This is a genomic window from Kribbella sp. NPDC020701 (assembly GCF_055562215.1).
This window is the reverse complement of sequence record NZ_JBVHFT010000010.1, coordinates 51,168-73,098: the sequence shown is the minus strand read 5'-3', so window position 1 is coordinate 73,098 and position 21,931 is coordinate 51,168. Positions and strand designations below refer to the sequence as shown.

Sequence of the window (21,931 nt, the reverse complement as noted above, 5' to 3'; positions counted from 1 at the left end):
CTGAGGTAATCGTCTGAACTCACCGAGGTGCCCGAAGCTGAACGCATCGACCACCGAGGAGGAACAGCTATGAAGCACTACGCGATCGCCTACCTGCGCAACGTCCGGATGGGCGCGGACATCGTCAAGTACCTGGAGCGCATCCACGAGACGCTGGCGCCGTACGACGGGCACTTCATCGTGCACGGTGCCGCGCCGGAGCAGATCGAAGGCGACTGGGAGGGTGCGCCGATCGTGATCGAGTTCCCGGACCGCGACCACCTGTACGGCTGGTACGAGTCGGCGGCGTACCGGGAGATCCTCCCGCTCCGCACCGAGAACTCCGACGGCGTGGTGATCTTCGTCGAGGGCGTCGACCGGACCCACCAAGCCACCGACGTACTGGTCTGATTGCGCTGGCCAGATCCTTGCGAAGGGCGGCGTTGTGGCCACTGGTGCAGACCGGTGCCGGCCGATTGGGTGGAGTCATGCGAATCGAGATGCTGGTGTTCGACGGTGTGGACGAGATGGATGTGATGGGTCCGTTCGAGGTCTGGAGTCATGCCTCGAAGCGAACCGCGCTCGAGCTGGCGCTGGTCGGTCTGGACGGCCCGGTCGAGGTGACCGGCCTGAACACCCTGCAATTCAAGGCACCTGAAGGACTGGGTACGCCGGACGCACTCTTCGTCCCGGGTGGCGGCTGGATGAACCGCGCCGAGAAGGGCTCGTGGGCCGAGGCGCGCCGCGGAGTGATGACGGCCAGGATCGCCGAGCTCGCGCCGACGCTCAGCTGGATCGGTTCGGTCTGCACGGGCTCGATGCTGCTCGCCGAGGCCGGCCTGGTGAAGGGCCGCGCGGCCACGACGAACCGCGGTGCCTGGGCGGAGCTCGAAACCTTCGGCGCCGAGCTCAAGACGAACCGCGTCGTCGACGACGGCACGCTGGTCACCTCCGGCGGCATCACGTCCGGGATCGACCTGGCGCTGCACATCGTCGAGCGCGAGTACGGCGTGGAGGTCGCGGACGGGATCGCGGCGACCATGGAGTACACCCGCGACCGGGATGTCTACGTAGGCAGCTAGTTCATCCGGCGCAGGAGGACGCCCCGGCTGCCGCGCTTGCGCAGGAAGGCGGGTCCGCCGGCCAGTGGTTCGAGCCGGGGCGGGACGAGCTCGACCTCATCCTCGATCGCCCACGTCGCCGGCCAAGTCCGCTGGGTGAGCTCGCCAGGCTCGAGCGCGATGAAGAGCCGGTCGGTGGGGAACCGTTCGAGCAGCATCAGGTCCTGGCCGTAGTACAACAGCTCGATCAGCAGGTACGCCGAACCCGTCAGCCGGGCCGTGGTCGCGAGATCGTCGAAGCTGTGCGGATGGATCCGAACGTCACCGGCGACGTTCGTCCTGAGCCGATCCAGCGCCACGGGGTCCGGCTCGGTCGCGTCGACGCCGTACCCGTCGGCGAGCAGGCGCCGCGTCAACGCACCCTCATGGGCACCGATCTCGATCACCCGGCCCGCTGCCGGGTCCAGATGACGCCGAACCCAGGCAACCGTCGCGTCCAGCCGCTCCTGCTCGTACGGCGACGCCGTCGGCTGCACGAGCTCGAGTACGAGGTCAGCCGGTGGGCCGGCGGGGTGCCGGACGGGAGCCTGGATGACGGAGATGAGGCCCTCGCCCCAGCGCCCGCGGGCATCGGACGGATGGTGTGTCCAGACGGTGAAGGGTGTGCTGCCGGTCTCCAGCGTGATCGCGGCAGCCGCGGTTTCGGCGGAGAACGGCCGGTCCCCTTCGCCGGTGCTGGCGTGCAACGTGGCGATCGCGGCCAGCCGGCCGGCGAGCGGCATCCCGGCGGGGAGTTTCAGATAGGTCCCGCGCTCAGCAGCGACGAGGTGCACCTCGCGGCCGTGTGCTGGGTCGAGGACGGACAGGAAATCGGTGACGGCATCTTCCGGGCGGGTAACGGCAAGGACGTCGATCATCCCTGACCAGTTTACGCAAGATCCCTACCGAAAAATGGCGGCCGGGTGTCGGTCAGTTGGCCAGTTCGGGGTAGAGGACCGCGAGGTCCTGGGAGACGGCGGCCTTGGCGCCGCGGGCGGTGTCGTCGGCGAGCACCTCGTGCGCGCCGGTCTCGATGCCGTCGAGGGCCTGCTTGGCGATGTCCTCGGGCCGGGACTTCGGGGCGGTGACGGCGGTGGTCATGTCGGTGTCGACGTACCCCATGTGCAGGCCGGTGACACCGATGCCGCGGTCGAGCAGTTCGAGCCGGATCGCGTTGGTCTGCAGCCAGAACGCGGCCTTCGTCGCGGAGTACGCGCCGTGCCGCGCGACCCAGGACAGGGCCGAGTGGGCGTTGAGGATGTGGCCGCCGCCGTTGCGCTCGATCATCGGCACGAAGGCGCGGGTCAGCTCGAGCGGGCCGAAGAAGTTGGCGTCGAAGACCGCGCGGATCTCCTCGACCGGCGCGTCCAGATAGGTGTCCGGCGAACTGGCGCCGGCGTTGTTGATCAGGACGGTGACGTCGGGCGCGGCCGCGGCCAGGGCGTCGATCGAGGCCTGGTCGGTGACCTCCAGTGGCAGCGGGACCACGCGGGGGTCGGTGCTCGGCTGCGGGTTGCGCGCGGTCGCGTAGACCTTGGCGACGCCCCGGTCGAGCAGGTCGTCGACGATCGCCTTGCCTATCCCGCGCTGTCCGCCGGTGACCAGGACGACGGCGCCGGTGAGTGTGGTCATCTGAAACTCCTTGGTGGGAACCGATCTGTTTCCCCGACTGTAAACCGATCGGTTTCCAAACTCAAATCCAGCCGGTACCCTCGTTCCATGACTGTGCTTTTGGCCGGGCCTTCGGCGCCGGCGTGGTCATGGGGCCTTGGCTCCCGGCCTTCCCTCGTCGCTCCGGTCGCTTCGCTCCCTGCGCTCCTCGGTCCAGGCCGGGAGGCCCCATGACCACCCCGGCGACGCCCCGTGAGCGGCTTCTCGACGCCGCGGGCGAACTCTTCTACCGCGACGGCGTCAACATCGGGGTGGACGCGCTCTGCAAGGCGGCCGGGGTGTCGAAGAAGTCGATGTACCAGCTGTTCCGGTCCAAGGACGAGCTGATCGCGGAGAGCCTGGCCAGCCGCGGACCGGCGTACCAGAGTCTGCTGCAGCCCGGCGCGGAGGACGACCGGTCGCCCCGGGAGCGGATCCTGACCGTGTTCGAGCGGCAGGACTCGGTGGTTGCTGCTGGCAACTTCCTCGGCTGCCCCTACGTGAGTACGGCGGTGGAGCTGAAGAATCCCGAGCACCCGGGCTCGGTGGTCGCGCGGCACTTCAAGCAGCAGCTGACCGACTTCTTCCACCGGGAGCTGGTGAAGGCGGGCGCGGAGGACCCGGGCACGCTGGCGATCCAGCTGACGATCATCTTCGACGGCGCGAGCGCGCGGGCGGTCGTCAAGGCGCAGCCGCTGGCCGGCATCGGCGTCACCACCGCGGCCGCCCTGCTGGACGCGGCCGGAGTTCGCGTCGGCGAGCTGGCGACGCAGGTCAGCTGATCTCGCTGTCGCAGAAAGTGATCGAGAGGCTCTCCCGTTAATGGGACAAAGCCTCACTTTGTTCCACTGAGCTGGGAAAACCTCGCGGCCTGTTCCGTTCGGGGCCAGGTGTTGACGCGTTCACCGTCCGTCGTCAAACTTTCGCAAAGACCCTGCGCTAGTGCCTCCGGGCACGCGGGGGAGCGCAGTGTCCTACCGCCCCCGAAGACAGGACATCCGCCCATGCGAACCAAACCCCTACTCCTGGCCGCGGCGTGCGCCGCGCTGGTGGCCGGAGCGCTCAGCAGTCCAGCAGTAGCCGCCTCGAAAGCTGAACCCATGGCCGTCGACGCACCCGCGACGTTCACCCATCCAGGCGTTGGCGTCAGCCGGGCCCAACTGGATTTCGTCCGGGCCAAGGTCCAGGCCGGTGCACAGCCGTGGACGAACGCATTCAACCAGGCCAAGAACAGCTCCTACGCGTCGCTGTCCCGGACGCCGACTCCGCGCTCGGTCGTCGAGTGCGGTCCGTACTCGAATCCCAACCTTGGCTGCACCAACGAGCGTGAGGACGCGATCGCGGCGTACACGGACGCGCTGCTGTGGTACCTCACCCGTGACGATCGATACGCGCAGAAGTCGATCCAGCTGATGGACGCGTGGTCGGCGACCATCACCGATCACACCAATAGCAACGCTCCGCTGCAGACCGCGTGGGCCGCGTCGTCGTGGCCGAAGGCCGCGGAGATCATCAAGCATGTCTACGGCAACTGGCCGAACTCCGGCCGGTTCGCGACCATGCTGCGCAACGTCTACCTGCCCGAGATCATCAACGGCTCGAACTCCAACGGGAACTGGGAGTTGAGCATGACCGAGGCGATCCAGGGCATCGGTGTGTTCCTCGAGGACAAGACGGTGTACGACAAGGCGATCGTGCTCTACCGGGTGCGGGTGCCGGCCTACGTCTATCTGGAGTCGGACGGCGCGCTGCCGAAGACGAAGCCGAGCCAGAACCTCAACACCCGCGACAAGATCGTCGCGTACTGGCAGGGGCAGGGAACGTTCGTGACCGGTCTGACTCAGGAGACCTGTCGCGACTTCACCCACACCGGCTACGGCATTTCGTCGATCTCTCACGTCCTGGAGACCTCGCGGATCCAGGGGATCGACCTCTACCCGGAGTTCGGTGAGCGGCTCCGGCAGGCGCTCGGGTTCCAGTCCCGCTGGGAGCGCAACCTCGAGCCGGTTCCGTCCTGGCTGTGCAACGGCACCGTCAACCGGGGCCTCGGCCCGATCACCGAGGTCGGCTTCAACGCTCTGCACACGCGCCTCGGCATCGCGATGTCCAACACCCAGGCGCTCACCGAGTCTCGTCGGCCGGCCGGCTCCAACAACCTGTTCGTGGCATGGGAGACCCTGACCCACGCCGAGAACCCTTCATAACAAGGCTCCCGGGAGGGCTGGAGTATCTGCCCCTTCAGCTCTCCCGGATCTGTTCAGACCTGGGCTTCGCCGCGCTTCCAGTAGCCCTGGAAGGAGATGGCGGCCTTGGGCATCCCGGCCGCGTTGACCAGGTGGCGACGTACCGACTTGATCATCGACGACTCACCGGCCACCCACGCGTAGTCGGCGTCGTACGGAAGTTCGGCGGATTTGAGGGCCTCGAGCAACGAGGTGCAATCGGCCGGGGTGATCCAGGTGATATCGGCGGAGCCGGGGGTCGGCAGTGGCCGGATGTCACTGGCGTCCGGGACCTCCACGAAGACGGTCGCGTGGACGGCGGCCGGGAGCTGCTCGAGGATCCCGGCGAGCGCCGGTAGCGCGGTCTCGTCGGCGACCAGGATCCGGCGCACGCTGGTGGCCGGCGGAACGTAGTCGACGCCGGAGTGCAGTAGGCCCTTGGTGCTGGTGGTGTCGACCGCGAAGGGCAGGATCAGGCCGACCTGGTCACGCAGTTGCGCCTCGCTGACCCAGGCCGAGGCCGGGCCGTTGACGCCGTGCAGGACGAACTCGACATCGAGTTCGGCGACCTCGGGACGCAGCGCGCGGACGGTGTACGTCCGCATGATGAAACGCTCCTCGACCGGCTGCGCACACCACTCCGGGTACCACTCGGGGCCGGACGGCAGCCTGATCTCGGTGCCGTCGGGGGGTGCGAGCAGCACCTTGATCCGCTGGTCCGGTCCGGCGCTGACCACCTGCGCGATCCGCGGTGCGACGAACGTCACGCGGCGCAGGTGCGGGCTCAGGTCGTCAACGGCCGCCACGGCGGCGAGAACCGAGTCGAACACGATCGGCCGCTCGAGCACAGTCGTCATGCTGGTTTCTCCATTGTCATTGCTGCCCCGCCCCTCCGCCCCGGTCTGGGAAACTACGCAGGGAAGACGCCAGGTGCGGACCCGAAGATGGCCGGGTTATTCTGGGGCGTCTAGAGGTTAGCCTTACCTAAGAGGATCCCAAAGTCCAATGCCCCCGCCCACTGCTGTGGCCGACACCGGCCCGGATGCCGTCGTTACATCGTCGCGCCCTCGGCGGACCCGGCGGGCGACGCTCGTACTCGGCCTGATCGGCTGCATCGCCCTGCTGGTGCTGGTGACGCTGCTCAGCATCGCGGTCGGGTCGAAGCAGATCCCGCTGCCGACGGTGTTCGATGCCCTGCGCCACTACAACGAGGCGAACACCGATCACGTGATCATCCACTCACTGCGGGTGCCACGGACGGTGATCGGCTTGCTGGTCGGTGCCGCCTTGGGCCTGTCCGGCGCGTTGATGCAGGGCGTCACCCGGAACCCGCTGGCCGATCCCGGCATCCTCGGGGTCAACGGTGGCGCCGCGCTGTTCGTTGTCGGCGGCATCTACTGGTTCGGGTTGTCGACTCTGACGGCGTACGTCTGGCTGGCGTTCGCGGGTGCGGCGGCCGCTTCGATCGTCGTCTACATGCTCGGGTCGCTCGGCCGGGAGGGCGCGACGCCGGTGAAACTGGCGCTCGCCGGGGCGGCGCTGACGGCGATGCTCGGGTCGCTGACGACCGCGGTGCTGATCGGTGATGTCGACACCTTCGACCAGTTCCGGTTCTGGTCGGTCGGATCGCTGGCCGGCCGTGATTCGGAGATCGCCGCGCAGGTCGCGCCGTTCATCCTGATCGGGATCGTGCTGGCGCTGGTCTCCGGGCGAGTCCTGAACGCGCTGTCGCTCGGTGACGACGTAGCCAAGTCGCTAGGGCAGCGGGTCGGACTGGCCCGGTTGTTCGTGGCGGTGGTCGTCGTACTGCTCTGTGGAGCGGCCACCGCAGCGGCCGGACCGATCGGGTTCATCGGGCTGACGATCCCGCATGTGGCGCGGTTGGTGACCGGACCGGACTACCGCTGGATCCTGCCGTACTCGATGGTCCTGGCACCGATCCTGCTGCTCAGTTCCGACGTCATCGGCCGGATCGTCGCGCAGCCTGGTGAGCTGCAGGTCGGCATCGTCACCGCGGTCATCGGAGCGCCGTTCTTCATCGCACTCGTCCGCCGCCGGAAGCTCGCAGACCTATGACAGTGCTTTCGGCCGGGCCTTCGGCGCCGGCGTGGTCATGGGGCCTTGGCTCCCGGCCTTCCCTCGTCGCTTCAGTCGCTTCGCTCCCTGCGCTCCTCAGTCCAGGCCGGGAGGCCCCATGACCGTGCTTTTGGCCGGGCCTTCGGCGCCGGCGTGGTCATGGGGCCTTGGCTCCCGGCCTTCCCTCGTCGCTCCAGTCGCTTCGCTCCCTGCGCTCCTCAGTCCAGGCCGGGAGGCCCCATGACCGCCGAGGCAATCCAGATCATCAGCCGGGCGCGGGCGGCTCGGCAGGCGCGGTCGCTGATGGTGATCGTCGTACTCGCGGTCATTGTGTTCGTGACGTTCTGCGTCTCGTTGTCGCTGGGGGATTTCAGGATCCCGGTCGTCGACGTGGTGAAGACGTTGTTCGGCGGTGGCGACCGGGCGACCGAGTTCATCGTCAACCGGCTCCGGTTGCCCAGGGCACTCACCGGCCTGATGGTCGGTGCCGCGCTCGGCATGTCCGGCGCGATCTTCCAGAGCATCGCCCGCAACCCGCTGGCCAGCCCGGACATCATCGGCGTGACGTACGGCGCCAGCGCGTTCGCCGTGTTCGCCATCGTCACGCTGGGCCTGACCGGCGTCGCGGTGTCGGGTTTCGCGATCGTCGGTGCCGTGCTGACCGCGTTCATCATGTACGTGCTGGGCTGGCGGCACGGGGTGTCGAGCTACCGGCTGATCCTGATCGGGATCGGCATCGGCGCGGTCGCCACCAGCATCACGTCGTACCTGTTGACCAAGGCGAGGGTCGAGATCGCGCAGCAGGCGCTGATCTGGCTGACCGGCAGCCTGAACGGGCGAGACTGGTCGAACGTACGGTCGCTCGCGATCACACTGGTGGTGCTGGCGCCACTGACCACGTTCCTCGTGCACCGGCTGCGCATTCTCCAGCTCGGCGACGAGACGGCGTACGGGCTGGGGTTGCGGGTGGAGAGCTCGCGGCTCGGGTTGATCGTGATCGCGGTCCTGCTGGCCGCGGTGGCGACCGCGGCGGCCGGGCCGATCGGGTTCGTCGCGTTCGTCGCGGCGCCGATCGCGCGGCGGCTGACCAGGTCGCCGGGGCCGGCGATGATCTCGTCGGCACTGCTCGGCGCGCTGGTGGTGGCCCTGTCGGACCTGATTGCGCAGCACGCGTTCGGCGACACGCAGTTGCCGGTCGGTGTGGTGACCGGCGTGGTGGGTGCGCCGTACCTGATGTTCCTGCTGGCCCGGACCAACCGGGTGGGGAGTGGTGGCTGAGAGATGGAGAACTCTGTGGAAGCCGTGACACCACACAGCCTGGCTGCCGATGGGCTCGCGGTCGGCTACGACCAGCGGGAGATCATCCACGACCTGTCGGTCCGGATCCCGACCGGCAAGATCACCGTCATCGTCGGCGCCAACGCGTGCGGCAAGTCGACCCTGCTGAAGACCCTCGCCCGGCTGCTCAAGCCGTCGCGCGGGACCGTGCTGCTGGACGGCAAGAGCATTCAGTCGATCCCGACCCGGGAGGTCGCGACCAAGCTCGGGCTGCTGCCGCAGTCACCGACCGCGCCGGAAGGGATCACGGTCGCCGACCTGGTCGGTCGGGGACGGTACCCGCGGACCCGGTGGATCCGGCAGTGGACCAAGACCGACGACGAGGCGGTCGCGGAGGCGATGACGTCGACCGACGTCCTGTCGCTGGCCGACCGGCCGATCGACGAGCTGTCCGGTGGGCAGCGACAGCGGGTCTGGATCGCGATGGCGCTCGCGCAGGAGACGGACATCCTGTTGCTGGACGAGCCGACCACGTTCCTCGACCTGACCCATCAGTTCGAGGTCCTCGATCTGCTCGTCGACCTGAACAAGTCCGACGACCGTACGATCGTCCTGGTCCTGCACGACCTCAACCAGGCCTGCCGGTTCGGCGACCACCTGATCGCGATGAAGGACGGCGCGATCGTTGCCGAGGGCAACCCTCGGGAGGTGATCACCGAGCAGGTCGTCCACGACATCTTCGGACTCGCCGTCAAGGTCATCCCCGACCCGGTCGCCGGCAGCCCGATGGTCGTCCCGATCGGCCGCCACACGACCCGCACCGACGCGGCCGCCGCCGACGCGGCCGCCGCCGACTCGTCCGGTGCTGCGGGCGTCCCGTCCGAGGTCGGCTCCGGCGCCGGTGCAGGGCCCGCGAACCCCGCGGCCCAGGCGCTGGCCGCCTCCGCCGCCGCCATCGGAGTGTGCCGACCCACCGACCGCTGACCCACCTGGCGGGGCCTTGACCCTCGGAATTCGTCGGTCGGGGTGGTTATCGTGGCGGCCATGTTGTCCGTCTTGGGGTATCACCGGGCTGTCCTGGCGGTTGTGCGCCGCCTGGACGAGCGTGCGTGGACGGCCCTGCTGGGCGGTCCGGTCGATGGGCTCGGCGACGTACTGTTGCGGCACGCGTACCGGCTGGAGGCGGGTGCGCACCCGGTCGTGTATCGGGCCGGACAGCGGGCCGCCGAGGCACTGGACCTGGATGCGGACATCGACTACTTCCAGGTGAGTGGGGATCCGAACGCGGCGTACATCCATCAGCCCGGCAAGGCGGTGATTCTCTTCCAGGGAGAGTTGCTCGACCGGCTGGACGAGGACGAGCTGACCGCTGTCATCGGTCACGAGCTCGCGCACCGACTGCTGTGGGAGGACGAGGACGGCGGGTATCTCGCCGTCGACCGGTTGCTCGACGCCGCGGCCGGTGACGCGCGCACCCCTCCGCAGTACCTCGAGACCCATAGGCGCTGGTCCCTGGCGACCGAGCTGTTCGCCGACCGCGGTGCGCTGACCTCGTGCGGCGACCTCGCGACCGCCGTACGCGCTCTCCTCAAGCTCCAGACCGGGTTGAGCACCGCCGATCCCGAGGCCTATCTCCGGCAGGCCGACGGGCTGGATCTCAGCGCCGGCAGCCGGGGGACGACGCATCCGGAAGGGGTCGGCCGCGCTTGGGCATTGAAGTACTGGCTCGCCGGTGAGGACGTCGAGGCGCTCGTCACCGGACCGCTCGACGTCGACGCGCCGGACCTGCTCGACGCGAGCTTGCTCTGTGAGCTGAGCAGTGACTTCGCCGCCTCGATCGCCCACACCGGCGGACTGCGTACGGACGCGATCGCCACGGCCGCGGCGGGTTTCGCGGATCCGCCCGGCCCGCTCGGCGTACCGGGCGGAGCGGTGCCGCGGTTCGACGAGCCACTGGCGGTCCGTCCGATCGACGGGGCGCCGATGCCACGGCCACGACCGTTGACCGAGGCAACTAAACGCTACCTGTGCTACCTGCTGCTCGATCTGGCCACCACCGATCCGGACGCCGGTGACGACGGCCTGGTCGCCTCGCTCGTGATCGCCCGGCGCTCCGGCCTGACCGGGTACGACGACATCGCCGACGACGAGCTCGGGTGGAGCGACAAGCAACGAGCGCGCTTGGTGCGAGCCGCGGAGGAGGTGGTCAGATGAGCGCCGACGACCTGGTCGCGCTGGCCGTCTCGCAGGGCGGGCTCGGCAACGACGCTCTCCTCGCGGCCGTGCTGCCGTTGTTCCACGCGACCGCCGAGGTTCACGAGCGGGGTCTGGTCGCGCCGTTACGTGGCCTCGACCGGATCACCGTCGACGAGCAGCACCGACTGGGGTTCGCGCCCGAGGACGCCGTCCGGCCCGCGCTCGCGCGGCGAGAGATCGAGGCCCGGCAGGGTTCGCGGCCGATCGCGGTGGAAGTGGTCGCGCACCGCCAGGCTGATCTCGATCTCGGTACGAGCGGTGGCCGGCTGACGACCGTGGTCACCGAGCCGCTCCCCGAGGCAATCACGGCACCCGTTCACCTGGCCGGCTGGCAGAGCTGGGAGCACGTGGTCGGCCACCACGACCCGCTCACCGACATCTTCAGCCTCGGGCAGTTGCTGCTCGCCCTCGGCTGCGGCCTCGACCTGGCTCGTACGGCGGACGTCGCAAGCCTCATCGACGCCCGCGGGAACCTGTATCGGCTCGATCCCGACCTGCACCCGGTGATCGTCTCGGTGGCCGCCCAGATGGCCGAACCGGACCGGCACCACCGCGCCCAGGATCTGCGGTCGCTGATCGAGCAGCTCGAGAACTACCGCGACCAGCCTGTCGACTTCGACGTCGAAGCCATCACCCGCGGGGCGGCCGACCGGCGTACGGCGGTGCTCGGGGCACTGCGGGACCGGCTGTTCGACCTGTCCCGGCGGAACCGGCTGATCAACTTCCGGCCGACCGCGCAGACGCTGAACGTCACCGAGGTGTCGGTGCCGTTGATGCTCGACGTTCGGACGATCCGCGCGGAGCAGCTGTTCACCTGGCGCGACGATCTCGCCGCCGAGCTCCTCGGCAAGCCCCAGCCGCTGGGCAAATGGGTCCGGTACGACGAGGCGCCGTACGCCGCGAACACGCTGGACAAACTGATCGCGACGGCTCGGCGGGACAGAGCGGAGTACGGGCAGGATCAATTGCGGCTGGTTCCGGCGTTCCTGCGCTGGCACGACCTGAAGAACGACCGGGACACTCGGCTGGCATCGCCGCTGGTGCTGGCGAAGGTCGAGCTCACCAAGAAGCGCGGCGTACGGGACTCGTACACGCTCCGGGTCGCCGACCCGATCGCGGAGGTCAATCCGACCCTGCGCCATCACCTGCGCCAGCTGTACGGGATCACGCTGCCGGAGACCGTGGACCTTTCCGAGCCGGGTGCGATTCCCGCGCTGCACGAGCGGCTGGCGAAGGAGATCCAAGCGACCGAGCCGGGCCTGCAACTGCACCTGCGGGCGAAGCCCCGGATCGACCTGGTTCGGCACCGCGCGATGGTCCGGCTGCGGAGCTACCAGCGGCGCAAGCACGGCAACACCGCCTACGAGTTCGGCGGCAAGCACTACGCGTACTCCTATCGCCGGACCGACTACCAGCCGCTCGGCGTGCAGATCTTCCGGACCCAGCTCGCCCGGCAGGAGTTGCCCCTCGGCGTCGCGCTCGGCGCGGAGCCGCGGCGGCCGGGCGCGATCGAGACCGATATGTACTCGCTCGACACCGAGGGCGGCCCGTACTCGTGGGACGTCGACCTCTGTGCGGTCTCGCTCGCGAACTTCAACTACCGCACGCTCGGCCTGGTCCGCGACTACGACGAACTGCTCGCGACCGGTGCGTCGTGCGCTTCGTTCGACCAACTGTTCTCCGACCGCCCGCGGCCGATCAGCAGCGCGCCGCCGGAGCTTCCGATCGCCGACCGGCACCTGGTCGTGCCGGCCGACGGGTCGCAGGTCGCGGCGATCGCGCGGGCGCGGCGGGGTGAGAGCTTCGTCATCCAGGGTCCGCCGGGGACCGGCAAGTCGCAGACGATCACCAACATGATCGCGGACTTCGTCGCCAGCGGCCGCCGCGTCCTGTTCGTCTGCCAGAAGCGGGCCGCGCTGGATGTCGTGCATGCGCGCCTCGCGAGCCGCCGGCTGGACGGGCTGTGCGCACTGATCCATGACTCGCAGGCCGACAAGAAGGCCTTCGTCCACGGGCTGCGGGACACGTATGAGACCTGGATGGCCGCCGAGGACGACCTGGACGAGCTGACCGGACGCCGTGACCAGCTGGTCGCCCGAGTGGACCGGCTGCTCGCCACGGTCGGTGAGTTCGAGCAGCACCTGACTGCCGGCGAACCGCGGCTCCGAGACGTCGTGAATCGGTTGGCGGAGCTCCGCGACCATCGCTGGGAGCCTTTGGATGAGCGGGCGTTGGTGCCGGCGCCCGGTGAGTGGTGGTCCGCGCGCTCCATCGTACGGACGGTCGCCCGGGAGCTAGCCGCCGCCGACCCGGCCAGTCAAGGGGTGCTCGCGCGCAGTCCGTTGGCGTTTCTCGCAGCGGAACGGTGGGGTGATGCCGATGTGCCCGAGAGCGCTCGCCAGGTTCGGGTCGCGTGGGCGGGAGTGGCCTCGGCTCTGGCCCACGTCGGCGCCACGGCACCGGACGACGGCTGGAGCGTGCAGCAGGTCCGGGTTCTTGCGGAGCTCGGGCGCGCACTCGCGCCGCTTGATGCGCGGGACCGTGTGGAGGCGATCGATCCGCGGTCTCAGCTGGCCCATGAGTTGTCGGCGGCGGGCGCCCGGCGGGAGTGGTTCGTGGCAGCCGAGCGGGCTGCCTGGGACACGGCGGTCGGGTGGCGGGAGCCGCTGGCTCCGGCCGACGCGAAGTCCGCTCTGAAGGTTGCCGAGAGCAAGGAGGGCGGTCTGTTCTCCTTCCTCAACGGGGATTGGCGCCGGGTGCGGGACCTGGTGCGGAGCCGCTTCGACGGTACGGCGCGCGCCGTACGCCCGTCTGTCGTCGAGGTGCTCACCGACCTGGTGGCCGCGCAGGAGGCCACCGCTGCCGTTGCGGAACACGCCGAACGGACGCGGCGTGACTGGGGTGTGGACGATCCGGTCGCGTTGACCGATCGGCTGACGTCGTTGCGGAAGAATCCGCTCCTTGCGGACTGGCGTTTCGTCCTGCGCGACGGAGCTCCCTCGGAGCTGGAGCGCGTGGCCGATGCGCTCGATCAAACCGAGGAACCGACGCAGCGGTTGCTGGCGGCGGAGTACGAGACGCTGACGGTGGATGGTGTGCGTGGGCTGGCGTATCAGCTGGTCGAGGCCGATTCCGTCGTACGAGCTGTTGGTCCGGCCTTGCGGGAGCTGGAGGACGCGCCGGAGTCGGTGCGGACCGCAGTGCGACGGCTGTACGCGTCGCCCGACCAGCTTGAGTACGCGGTGTGTGCGGCGGAATGGGAGCGTGCCGGGACCGCCGCGCCGCTGCAGCTCAGTTCGGCGCGGGTGGACTCGATCGTCGGCGAGCTGAGCCTGGTCTACGACGAGCTGACCTCGTTGAACGCCGAAGTGGTCGTCGCACAGGTGAAGCGACGGTTCCTGACCGAGCTGGCGCACTCGGAGCAGACCGTGACCGGGATGTCGCCGGAGGATCGGGAGCGGAAGAAGGCGTTCGCCGCGGGGCGACGGGAGCTGGAGCACGAGTTCGGCAAGGTGATGCGGTACCGGTCGATCCGCGACCTCGCGTCGGGTGCGCCGGGCGCGGTGGCCTCGCTGCTGCGGCCGGTCTGGCTGATGAGTCCGTCGTCGGTGTCGGACACGTTGCCGCTGACCACGGCGTTCGACGTGGTGGTGTACGACGAGGCGAGCCAGATCCCTGTGGAGGAGGCGATCCCGGCGCTGCACCGGGCACCTCAGGTGATCGTCGTCGGCGATCAGATGCAGCTCCCGCCGACGACGTACTTCCGGGTTCGTACCGAAGACAGCGGGTTCGAGGACGATGCGGCCGAGCAGGTTGGGATTGCGCTGACGGAGGACAGCTTCCTCTCGATCAGCGCTCTGCGGCTCGCGGCCACGATGCTCACCTGGCACTACCGGAGCCGCTCCGAGGCGCTGATCTCCTTCAGCAATGCGGCGTTCTACCAAGGCAGGCTCGCGACCGTCCCGGATCGGCTGCCGGCGCAGGCCTCGCCGCCGTGGACATTGCGGTCCGATTCTCCGGCGGTGTCCGAGGTCTGCGACAGTGTGCTGACCGGCAGCATCACGGCGGTCCGGCTGGTGGATGGTGTCTACGTCCGGCGGACCAACCCGGCTGAGGCACGGTGGATCGCCGAGTTGGTGCGAGAGTTGCTGACCCGCGAGACGGGGAAGAGCCTGGGCATCGTCGCGTTCTCCGAGGCGCAGCAGGCAGAGATCGAGCGGGCGCTGGACGACCTGGCCGATGCGGATCCGGACTTCGGTGCGCGGTACGAGGCGGAGCAGGTGCGGACGCACGGGGAGCAGGACGTCGGGCTGTTCGTGAAGAACCTGGAGAACGTGCAGGGCGACGAGCGCGACATCGTCGTGATGAGCGTCTGCTACGCCGCCGGAGCGGACGGGCGGATGCTGATGAACTTCGGCCCGATCAACACCTCCGGCGGAGAGAAGCGCCTGAACGTCATCTTCAGCCGAGCTCGCCACCACATGGTCGTTGTCAGCAGCATCGAACCCGAGGCGATCACCAACACCTACAACGACGGCGCCAATACCCTTCGCCGCTTCCTCGGCTACGCCACAGCGGTGTCCCGCGGAGACGCAGCCGCCGCGAAGTCAGCCCTCGTGCCGGTGAAGCCCGCGGCCTCCGTTGTTCCGGTCAGTTCAGTGGTCGAACAGCTTCGCTCAGCCCTGGAAGCACGGGGGGTGGAGGTGGAGACAGCGGTCGGTGAGTCGGTGTTCCGGTGCGACCTGGCGCTGAAACTCCCCGGCGACGAGGGTCACCGCCTGGCCGTCCTAGTGGATACCCGGGAACGTGTTGGTGCCGACACGCTGCTGGAACGCCTGACCACTCACCCGAGAGCGCTCGCCGTGACCGGCTGGCGGGTGCACCACGTCCTGTCGACCGACTGGACCCGCTCTCCCGACGCCGTGGTCACTCAGCTTCTCGACGCCCTTCACCGCCAGGTCGACGCCTGACGCGAGCGGACCTCGTACAGGATGAGGCCGGCCAGGAGGGCGCCCAGGGTGCCGAGGGTCAGGTCGCCGAGGGTGTCGGTGTAGGCGGACTGGAGCTCGGGGGAGTTGCGGACGAAGGCGACGTACTCGCCGAGCTCCCAGACGACGGCCGCGGTGGCGCCGAAGCCGAGCGCGACGAAGGCGGTCAGGCCGCGGGAGAGGTTGCGGGGCGCGAAGGCGAGCACGACGCCGGCGGTGAGGAAACCCCAGAGCAGGAAGTGCATGGCGTCGTCCCACCAGTCGACGGTGTCGAACAGGTTGAGGCGGTTACCGATCAGGTCGATCAGCCAGGGCAGGGTCATCAGCAGATCGGCGGTCCAGGGGAAGCTCTTGTGCAGCTTGCTCCTCGTCCGCCCGTAGGCCCACCACCACAGCGGTAAGACCATCGCGCCGATCGGGTAGACGATCAGCCGCGCGGTCGACGCCTTGCCCTTGATCCCGCTCAGGTCCGGCCAGATCAGGGCCAAGAGCAACAAAACGAACAGCAGCACCTTCGCGGCCGGCGCGGCGTACCGGGTGACGTTGACCCGCGCGGTGGCGGTGCTCGTGGCAACCATCGTCGTCATGCCTCCCAGTCAAACCGGCCGCTGGGCTAGACGGATGAGTACAACTACGCGAAGGACCCCCGCGATGTCCGCCATTGTGGCGGATCGCGGGGGCCCGGGACAGCGGCTGGATCTACCTCAGCTGACGCTGATCAGGTCGACCACGAAGATGAGGGTTTCGCCCGGCTTGATGGCGTTGCCGGCGCCGCGGTCGCCGTACCCGAGGTGCGGCGGGATGACCAGCTGGCGCCGGCCGCCGACCTTCATCCCCTGCACGCCGGTGTCCCAGCCCTGGATGACCTGGCCGACGCCGAGCTGGAAGGCCAGCGGCGCACCCCGGTTGTACGACGCGTCGAACTCCTCGCCGGTCGAGTGGGCCACGCCCACGTAGTGCACGTTCACCCGCGACCCGGCCTTGGCCTCGTCGCCGTCACCCACGGTGATGTCGGTGATCTCCAGATCCGCCGGCGGCGGTCCATCCGGAAAGTCGATCTCAGGCTTGTCAGTCATACCCCCAGCTAAGCAGATCGCCTGCTCGAGGTCGCAAGGTGGTGCGCGGAGAGTTCCGGGTAAATGCCGGATGAGGACCTGTTCGGTGCGCCTGGAGCCGGTCTAGGCTCACGGTCACGAGCCCAGCCTAGGGGGATGGGCCGGATCAGAGGAGCTGTCATGGCCGAGCCCGTCACCCATACGATCGACGTTCCCGGAGCCACGCTGACGTACGACGTCCGCGGCGATCTCGCCCACCGGCCGGTGCTGCTGATGATCGGTTCACCGATGGGTGCGAGCGGCTTCCCGACCCTGGCCTCACACTTCGCCGACCGGACCGTCGTCACGTACGACCCGCGCGGTGTGGAGCGGAGTGTCCGCAGCGGTGAGCTGACCGAGCTGACGCCGGACGACCATGCCGCCGACCTGATCGCGCTGATCGAGACTCTCGACGCCGGCCCGGTCGACCTCTTCGCCAGCAGCGGCGGCGCGGTGAATGCGCTGGCCCTGACAGCGCAACGGCCCGATCTGATCAGCACCCTGGTCGCGCACGAGCCGCCATTGGCCGGGATCCTGCCGGACAGCGAGTCCGCGCTGGCCGCGGTCGCGGATATCTACGACACCTATCAGCGCGACGGCATGGGCGCCGGGATGGCCAAGTTCATCGCGATCGTGGGGTACGACGGCGAGATCCCGGCCGACTACACCCAGCAGCCGGCGCCTGATCCGGCCATGTTCGGCCTGCCGACCGAGGACGACGGGTCCCGCACGGACGCTCTGCTCGGGCAGAATCTTCGAGGCTGTACGTCGTGCCTGCCGGATTTCGATGCTCTCGGCAAGGCCAGGGACCGGATCGTCATCGCGGTCGGCGAGGAGTCCGGGAATCAGTTGGCCGGTCGTGGTGGCAAGGCGGCTGCTGCTCGCCTCGATCTCGAGCCGGTCGTCTTCCCGAGTAACCACGGTGGCTTCCTCGGCAACGAATACGGTCAGCCCGGCAAGCCGGAGGAGTTCGCGGCGAAGCTCCGGGAGGTGCTCGACCGCTGACCTGCACCCCTTGAGGACTAGCGTCACACTCTGTGCTCAAGAAACTCGCCGTAGCTTCCACTGTGGCTGCCGTGGTGGCCGCGGCCGTTGCCGTCGTCGCTCCGCGGACGTCGGACGCGAGTACGAGGGAGCCGAGTGTGTCGGCGGCCGAGAACTACGGGCAGTACTCGCTGATGTTCGAGCGGTCGGCCGGGCAGTACTTTGCCGGGCAGACCGCGGCCGGACAGTGGGCGTGGACGCCGTTGAGCGCTACTGAGGCCGACATCTCCTGGGGCGATCCGAAGACCTGGCCGCCGAAGTCTGCAGAGCACTTCGTCCACGACGGCGAGTGGGTGCTGCTCGACGGGTACAACGACGGCGCGGGCCGGCCGCTCACGCAGGTCCAGCGGGTCGTGTCCGAGAAGATCGGCGACGCGAACTGCGCCAACCTGACGGACATCCCGTCAGGCGGCGGGCGGCAGCACTACGTGAAGTGGAACATCCCCGCGGCCGGCTACTGCCTGGACGCGTCCGGAACCATCAAGCCGCCGAACGGCTCCACCACGGTCAACTTCCGTCATCTGCAGAAGTGGCTCCCGCCGCATCCCTGCTCCAACCCGTACTACTCCGGCCAGACCTGTATCACCCAGTTCGAACAGTGGTGGGACGACAACAACCACCCCTACGCCCTCCAGCTCTCCCGCACCGTCGAGATCGCCAAGGGTCTAGGCATGGCCTTCACCAACCGCACCACAGTCCCCGTCCCCTGGAACGCCGACGGCCGCAACTACTGGCACTACTGACCCGTGGGAGCGATCGCCTACCTACTGCTCGTCGTACTGGCGGTCCTCGTCAGTGCGCAGCTCTTGATCCTCATGGATCGCGGGGTTCCCCTGCGCAAGCGTCTCCGCGACCTCGGGTACGGAGGCGACGCCACGTTCTTGCTGGTAATGGCGCTGCTGATCGGGTCGGCGCTCGGCGCGTTGATCGGCTACTTCCTCAATGCTGTGGGGACAGGCGCCACGGTCGGCCTGGTGTCCGGCGGCGTCGTGTGGCTCGCCGCCGCAGCATGGGCGCACACCCGTCCTCGACAGACCCCGGGAACCCATCGGAGCGACTGATCACGGCCGGCCCGATCGTGCGTGCCGCGGATCGCGGTCGGTCAGGTCAGGGGCGGGCCGGGTCGCGGGTGGCTGGATTATGGGTGGCCGGCGGATTGGGCCGGCGCCGGGTGCGTCAGGATGCGGCCGGTTCGGGAGGTCAGGAGGCGGTCGAGGTTGGATTCGAAGGACTCCTGCATGTGCCAGTCGGCGGTGAGGATGTAGAGGGTTCGGCCGTCGGGACCGCCGAGCGTGCAGGCGAAGCCGGCGTGTTCCAGGGGGACGGTTTCGAGGATCTTGCCGCCTTCGGCGATGCGGAGGCAGGCGGGGGCGTCGTTCGCCCAGCCGGGCGTCCAGATGGCACCGTCAGCGTCCATCACCATGCCGTCGCCGGTGTGGGGGGCCCAGACGCGGCGGTTCGACAGTGAGCCGTCCGCGGAGATGTCGTACGCCGTCAACGTGCCGGCGAACGACTCCGCGATGACAAGGGTCGTGTTGTCGGGCGTGATCACCATGCCGTTCGGGAACGCGAGTTCGTCCGCCACCCGGCGTACCGAACCATCCGGGGTGATCAGCAGGATGAACCCGGGACGCTCGCCCTCCCCGGGGTGGAAGTCGCACCCACCGTTCACGTAGACGTTGCCGCGCCCGTCGACCACGATCTCGTTGAGCAGCCCGTACGCCGAAAGATCCGCGTGCACCACCAACTCACCAGACGCCTCCTGCCGAAGCAGCAGCCCCTCCGGCCCGGACACCACGACCAGCCGCCCATCCGGCAGCCAGTCAATCGAGAACGGCAGCGTCGTCGACACCCGAGCCATCACCTCACGCCGACCATCCCCATCAACCGCCAGCACCTCCTGCGCCCCCCAGTTCGAACACCACAACCGCCCCTCACGCCACCGAGCCGACTCCCCGATCACAAGCCCTTCCACCAACACCTCAGTCATCACACATCTCCTTCCGCCTTTACCTCTACACGAACGAGAAATACCGAGATCGACAGCGATGTCTCTGGCTATGCTCGGCACCGTGATGCCGGAGGAGAGCGGTCCCCACCGTGAGACGCTCGCTCTCTTGGAGCCGCAGGCAGATCACCGAGACGCGGAGCAGACGCTTCTCGCGGCCGGGTGGACCCGATGCGGGCCGGCGACTGGGCGATCGCGCTCCGCTCGCCCGACGGTACGGCCGTGGCGCGGATCAGCCCGTTCGATCCGGCCAGCGTGTATTCCGTCGCCCTGTACCGCGACGCCGCGCACACCCGGCAGGTTCCGCAACTGTTCGCGCACCGTCGTCTCACTGGTGGCGGCGACCTCCAGATCATGGAACGGCTCCGACCCGTCCCCGAGCACGAGGCCGCCGCGTTCCACCGGGCGATCGCCGAGCGGGCGCCGGAGGTTGCCGATCTCGTTGACGTCGTACGCCGTATCCATGAACGGGCTCGGAGAGAGCTGCCCTGGTTCGGACCTGAGCTGGATGACAACCCGGACAACATCATGCGCGCCACGGATGGGCGACTCGTGGCCATAGACCTGTTCGGCGCCGACGGCCCGAACCTGTACGCGACCGTGGCCAGCGACCCCGATCTCGTCGTCGCCCGGATCCCCGAGCCCGACCGGCGCTTCATGACCGAGATCCCACTGACCGCCACCGGCCCCTGGGAACCCGAGGTGCGGGACGCCATGCGGGCCGCCCTCGCCGCAGCCGACGCCCGCAAGACCCGACCCACGGTCAGTTGAGACAAACCACAGCCGCCCGAAGCGGTGTTCTCCGGGCGGCTGTCGGTAGTTCGAACTACTTCTTGACCGTCTTGTTGTATTGGTCTATTTGGGGCTTGATGGAGTCGGCGGCGGCCTTCATGGCTTGGGCTGGGTCGGTGCCGAGGACTGCCTTTTCGATGCCGTCTTCGGCGGCCTTGCGGGCCTGGGGCATGACGCCGAGGATGCAGCCGGACGAGGCGTTGGTGGGCTTGGTGTTGTGCAGTTGCGTGATCGCGGTGGTGAACTGCGGGTACTGCGCCACCCAGGCCTTGTCCTCGGGGACGTCGAGGGCCTTGGAGTTGATCGGGAAGTAGCCAGTGCCGGTGTGCCAGGCGGCCTGCTGCTCCGGCGACGACGCGAACTTCACGAACTCCCAGGACGCGCGCTTCTCGGCGTCGGAGTGACCCGGGCCGTCGATCCACAGCGACGCGCCACCGATGATCGGACCACCGGAGTCGGACGAGGTCAGGTGCGGGAACGGCGCCGTGAGTACCGTGAACTTGCCCTTCGCCGCGTCCAGGTAGCCGCGCAGCGCACCGGTCGACTCCAGGTGCATCGCCGATGTACCGGACTTGAACACGGCCTGCGCGTCGTCGGTCTTCTTACCGGTGTTCGGCATCAGGCCCTGCTTGACCATCTGCTGGTACCAGGTGGCCACCTTGACGCCCTGCTCGCCGTCGAAGTCCACCTTGGTGGCGAGGTCCTTGCGGCCGTTGTCGTTGTCGCAGTACGTCGTACCGGACTGGGCGATCAGCTGCTCCATGAACCAGCCGTAGATCGCCGCGTTGAAGCCGTACTGGACGGTCTTCCCGCCCTGCTTGACGGTCAGCTTCTTCGCGGCCGCCATGATCTCGTCGAGGGTGGTCGGCGGCTTCGACGGGTCGAGGCCGGCCTTCACGAAGGCCTCCTTGTTGATGTACAGCAGCGGCATCGACGTGTTGAACGGCATCGAGTTCAGCTGGGAGTCGATCGAGTAGTAGTTCGCGATGTTCGGCTCGATCGAGTCCAGCGAGTAGCTGTCCTTGTCGGCGAACTTCTGCACCGGCACGGTCTGCTTGGAGTCGATCATGAACCGCGACCCGATGTCGTAGATCTGCACGACCGAGGGCGTGTTGCCCTGCTGCACCGAGGTTTTGTACTTCGTGATCGTGTCGTCGTAGTCGCCCTGGAAGACCGCGGTCACCTCGATCTTGCCGGCGTGCGCGGCGTTGAACGCCTTCACCAGCTTGTCGACGGCCGCGCCGTTGGCGCCCTTCATACCGTGCCAGAAGGTGATCTTGGTGACCCCGGTCGCCTTGTCCAGCGCGTCCGCGCCGGGCACGTCCTGGCCGCCGCCGGACGAGCCGGAGTCATTGCTGCTGCCGCCACAGCCGGCCGCCACCAGAGCGAGCACCGCCAGCAGGGAAGCACCGACCGCCGTACGTCGTTGTCGGACGGATCGCAT

The 21,931-nt window shown here is 68.5% G+C and carries 20 protein-coding genes; 13 read left to right on the top strand and 7 right to left on the bottom strand.

Annotation, left to right across the window (positions count from 1 at the left end; genetic code table 11):
* Positions 1-69: 69 nt before the first annotated feature.
* Complete coding sequence (locus tag ACZ3HV_RS23945; RefSeq protein WP_465687198.1) at positions 70-390, top strand: DUF1330 domain-containing protein; 321 nt, start codon at positions 70-72, stop codon at positions 388-390.
* Between the two features lie 77 nt (positions 391-467).
* The gene (locus ACZ3HV_RS23940; protein WP_465687197.1) at positions 468-1,061 is read left to right on the top strand and encodes a DJ-1/PfpI family protein; all 594 of its coding nucleotides are present in this window, start codon (positions 468-470) and stop codon (positions 1,059-1,061) included.
* Here ACZ3HV_RS23940 and ACZ3HV_RS23935 read toward each other — a convergent pair.
* Both ACZ3HV_RS23935 and ACZ3HV_RS23930 read right to left on the bottom strand, forming a co-directional pair.
* Positions 1,058-1,957: a class I SAM-dependent methyltransferase gene (locus tag ACZ3HV_RS23935; RefSeq protein WP_465687196.1), complete on the bottom strand. Its 900-nt coding sequence runs from the start codon at positions 1,955-1,957 to the stop codon at positions 1,058-1,060. The two genes, ACZ3HV_RS23940 and ACZ3HV_RS23935, sit on opposite strands and share 4 nt — an antisense overlap.
* A 52-nt stretch (positions 1,958-2,009) precedes the next feature.
* Positions 2,010-2,711, bottom strand: coding sequence for an SDR family oxidoreductase (locus ACZ3HV_RS23930; protein WP_465687195.1), 702 nt, complete (start codon positions 2,709-2,711; stop codon positions 2,010-2,012).
* 209 nt (positions 2,712-2,920) lie between these two features.
* On the opposite strand from ACZ3HV_RS23930, the gene ACZ3HV_RS23925 reads away from it, so the two are divergent.
* Both ACZ3HV_RS23925 and ACZ3HV_RS23920 read left to right on the top strand, forming a co-directional pair.
* A complete protein-coding gene (locus ACZ3HV_RS23925) occupies positions 2,921-3,511 on the top strand; it encodes a TetR/AcrR family transcriptional regulator (RefSeq protein WP_465687194.1) in 591 nt (196 codons plus the stop codon).
* Between the two features lie 222 nt (positions 3,512-3,733).
* The gene (locus ACZ3HV_RS23920) at positions 3,734-4,933 is read left to right on the top strand and encodes an alginate lyase family protein (RefSeq protein ID WP_465687193.1); all 1,200 of its coding nucleotides are present in this window, start codon (positions 3,734-3,736) and stop codon (positions 4,931-4,933) included.
* A 53-nt stretch (positions 4,934-4,986) separates the two neighbouring features.
* Here the strand turns inward: ACZ3HV_RS23920 and ACZ3HV_RS23915 are convergent, their stop codons facing one another.
* Positions 4,987-5,808, bottom strand: a complete 822-nt coding sequence (locus ACZ3HV_RS23915; protein ID WP_465687192.1) for a siderophore-interacting protein — start codon at positions 5,806-5,808, stop codon at positions 4,987-4,989.
* Between the two features lie 148 nt (positions 5,809-5,956).
* Between ACZ3HV_RS23915 and ACZ3HV_RS23910 the strand changes: the two genes are divergently transcribed.
* The 5 genes from ACZ3HV_RS23910 to ACZ3HV_RS23890 all read left to right on the top strand — a co-directional run bounded on the left by ACZ3HV_RS23910 (position 5,957) and on the right by ACZ3HV_RS23890 (position 15,531).
* Entirely contained in the window at positions 5,957-7,027 is a 1,071-nt protein-coding gene (locus ACZ3HV_RS23910; RefSeq protein WP_465687191.1) for a FecCD family ABC transporter permease, read from the top strand.
* Positions 7,028-7,267: 240 nt separating this feature from the next.
* Positions 7,268-8,305: a FecCD family ABC transporter permease gene (locus ACZ3HV_RS23905; protein ID WP_465687190.1), complete on the top strand. Its 1,038-nt coding sequence runs from the start codon at positions 7,268-7,270 to the stop codon at positions 8,303-8,305.
* Between the two features lie 3 nt (positions 8,306-8,308).
* A complete protein-coding gene (locus tag ACZ3HV_RS23900) occupies positions 8,309-9,289 on the top strand; it encodes an ABC transporter ATP-binding protein (protein ID WP_465687189.1) in 981 nt (326 codons plus the stop codon).
* Positions 9,290-9,349: 60 nt separating this feature from the next.
* On the top strand, positions 9,350-10,519 hold the full coding sequence (locus tag ACZ3HV_RS23895) for a M48 family metalloprotease (protein ID WP_465687188.1): 1,170 nt from the start codon (positions 9,350-9,352) through the stop codon (positions 10,517-10,519).
* Positions 10,516-15,531, top strand: coding sequence for an AAA domain-containing protein (locus ACZ3HV_RS23890; protein WP_465687187.1), 5,016 nt, complete (start codon positions 10,516-10,518; stop codon positions 15,529-15,531). Before ACZ3HV_RS23895 ends, ACZ3HV_RS23890 begins: the two co-directional genes overlap by 4 nt.
* Here ACZ3HV_RS23890 and ACZ3HV_RS23885 read toward each other — a convergent pair.
* Together ACZ3HV_RS23885 and ACZ3HV_RS23880 are read right to left on the bottom strand one after the other, a co-directional pair.
* Entirely contained in the window at positions 15,510-16,136 is a 627-nt protein-coding gene (locus ACZ3HV_RS23885; protein ID WP_465687186.1) for a DUF2238 domain-containing protein, read from the bottom strand. The two genes, ACZ3HV_RS23890 and ACZ3HV_RS23885, sit on opposite strands and share 22 nt — an antisense overlap.
* 117 nt (positions 16,137-16,253) lie before the next feature.
* Positions 16,254-16,625 (bottom strand): FKBP-type peptidyl-prolyl cis-trans isomerase, encoded by a 372-nt coding sequence (locus tag ACZ3HV_RS23880; protein ID WP_465687185.1) that lies wholly within the window; start codon positions 16,623-16,625, stop codon positions 16,254-16,256.
* Positions 16,626-16,784: 159 nt separating this feature from the next.
* Between ACZ3HV_RS23880 and ACZ3HV_RS23875 the strand changes: the two genes are divergently transcribed.
* From ACZ3HV_RS23875 to ACZ3HV_RS23865, 3 genes are read left to right on the top strand one after another with little or no spacing between them, the layout of a single operon-like run.
* The gene (locus ACZ3HV_RS23875) at positions 16,785-17,648 is read left to right on the top strand and encodes an alpha/beta fold hydrolase (protein WP_465687184.1); all 864 of its coding nucleotides are present in this window, start codon (positions 16,785-16,787) and stop codon (positions 17,646-17,648) included.
* Positions 17,649-17,680: 32 nt separating this feature from the next.
* Positions 17,681-18,430, top strand: a complete 750-nt coding sequence (locus tag ACZ3HV_RS23870; RefSeq protein WP_465687183.1) for a hypothetical protein — start codon at positions 17,681-17,683, stop codon at positions 18,428-18,430.
* A 3-nt stretch (positions 18,431-18,433) separates the two neighbouring features.
* Complete coding sequence (locus ACZ3HV_RS23865; protein ID WP_465687182.1) at positions 18,434-18,748, top strand: hypothetical protein; 315 nt, start codon at positions 18,434-18,436, stop codon at positions 18,746-18,748.
* A 77-nt stretch (positions 18,749-18,825) separates the two neighbouring features.
* On the opposite strand, the gene ACZ3HV_RS23860 is transcribed toward ACZ3HV_RS23865, so the two are convergent.
* Positions 18,826-19,677, bottom strand: a complete 852-nt coding sequence (locus ACZ3HV_RS23860) for an SMP-30/gluconolactonase/LRE family protein (RefSeq protein WP_465687181.1) — start codon at positions 19,675-19,677, stop codon at positions 18,826-18,828.
* 189 nt (positions 19,678-19,866) lie between these two features.
* Between ACZ3HV_RS23860 and ACZ3HV_RS23855 the strand changes: the two genes are divergently transcribed.
* Complete coding sequence (locus tag ACZ3HV_RS23855) at positions 19,867-20,466, top strand: hypothetical protein (protein WP_465687180.1); 600 nt, start codon at positions 19,867-19,869, stop codon at positions 20,464-20,466.
* Positions 20,467-20,521: 55 nt separating this feature from the next.
* On the opposite strand, the gene ACZ3HV_RS23850 is transcribed toward ACZ3HV_RS23855, so the two are convergent.
* Positions 20,522-21,931: an ABC transporter substrate-binding protein gene (locus tag ACZ3HV_RS23850; protein WP_465687179.1), complete on the bottom strand. Its 1,410-nt coding sequence runs from the start codon at positions 21,929-21,931 to the stop codon at positions 20,522-20,524.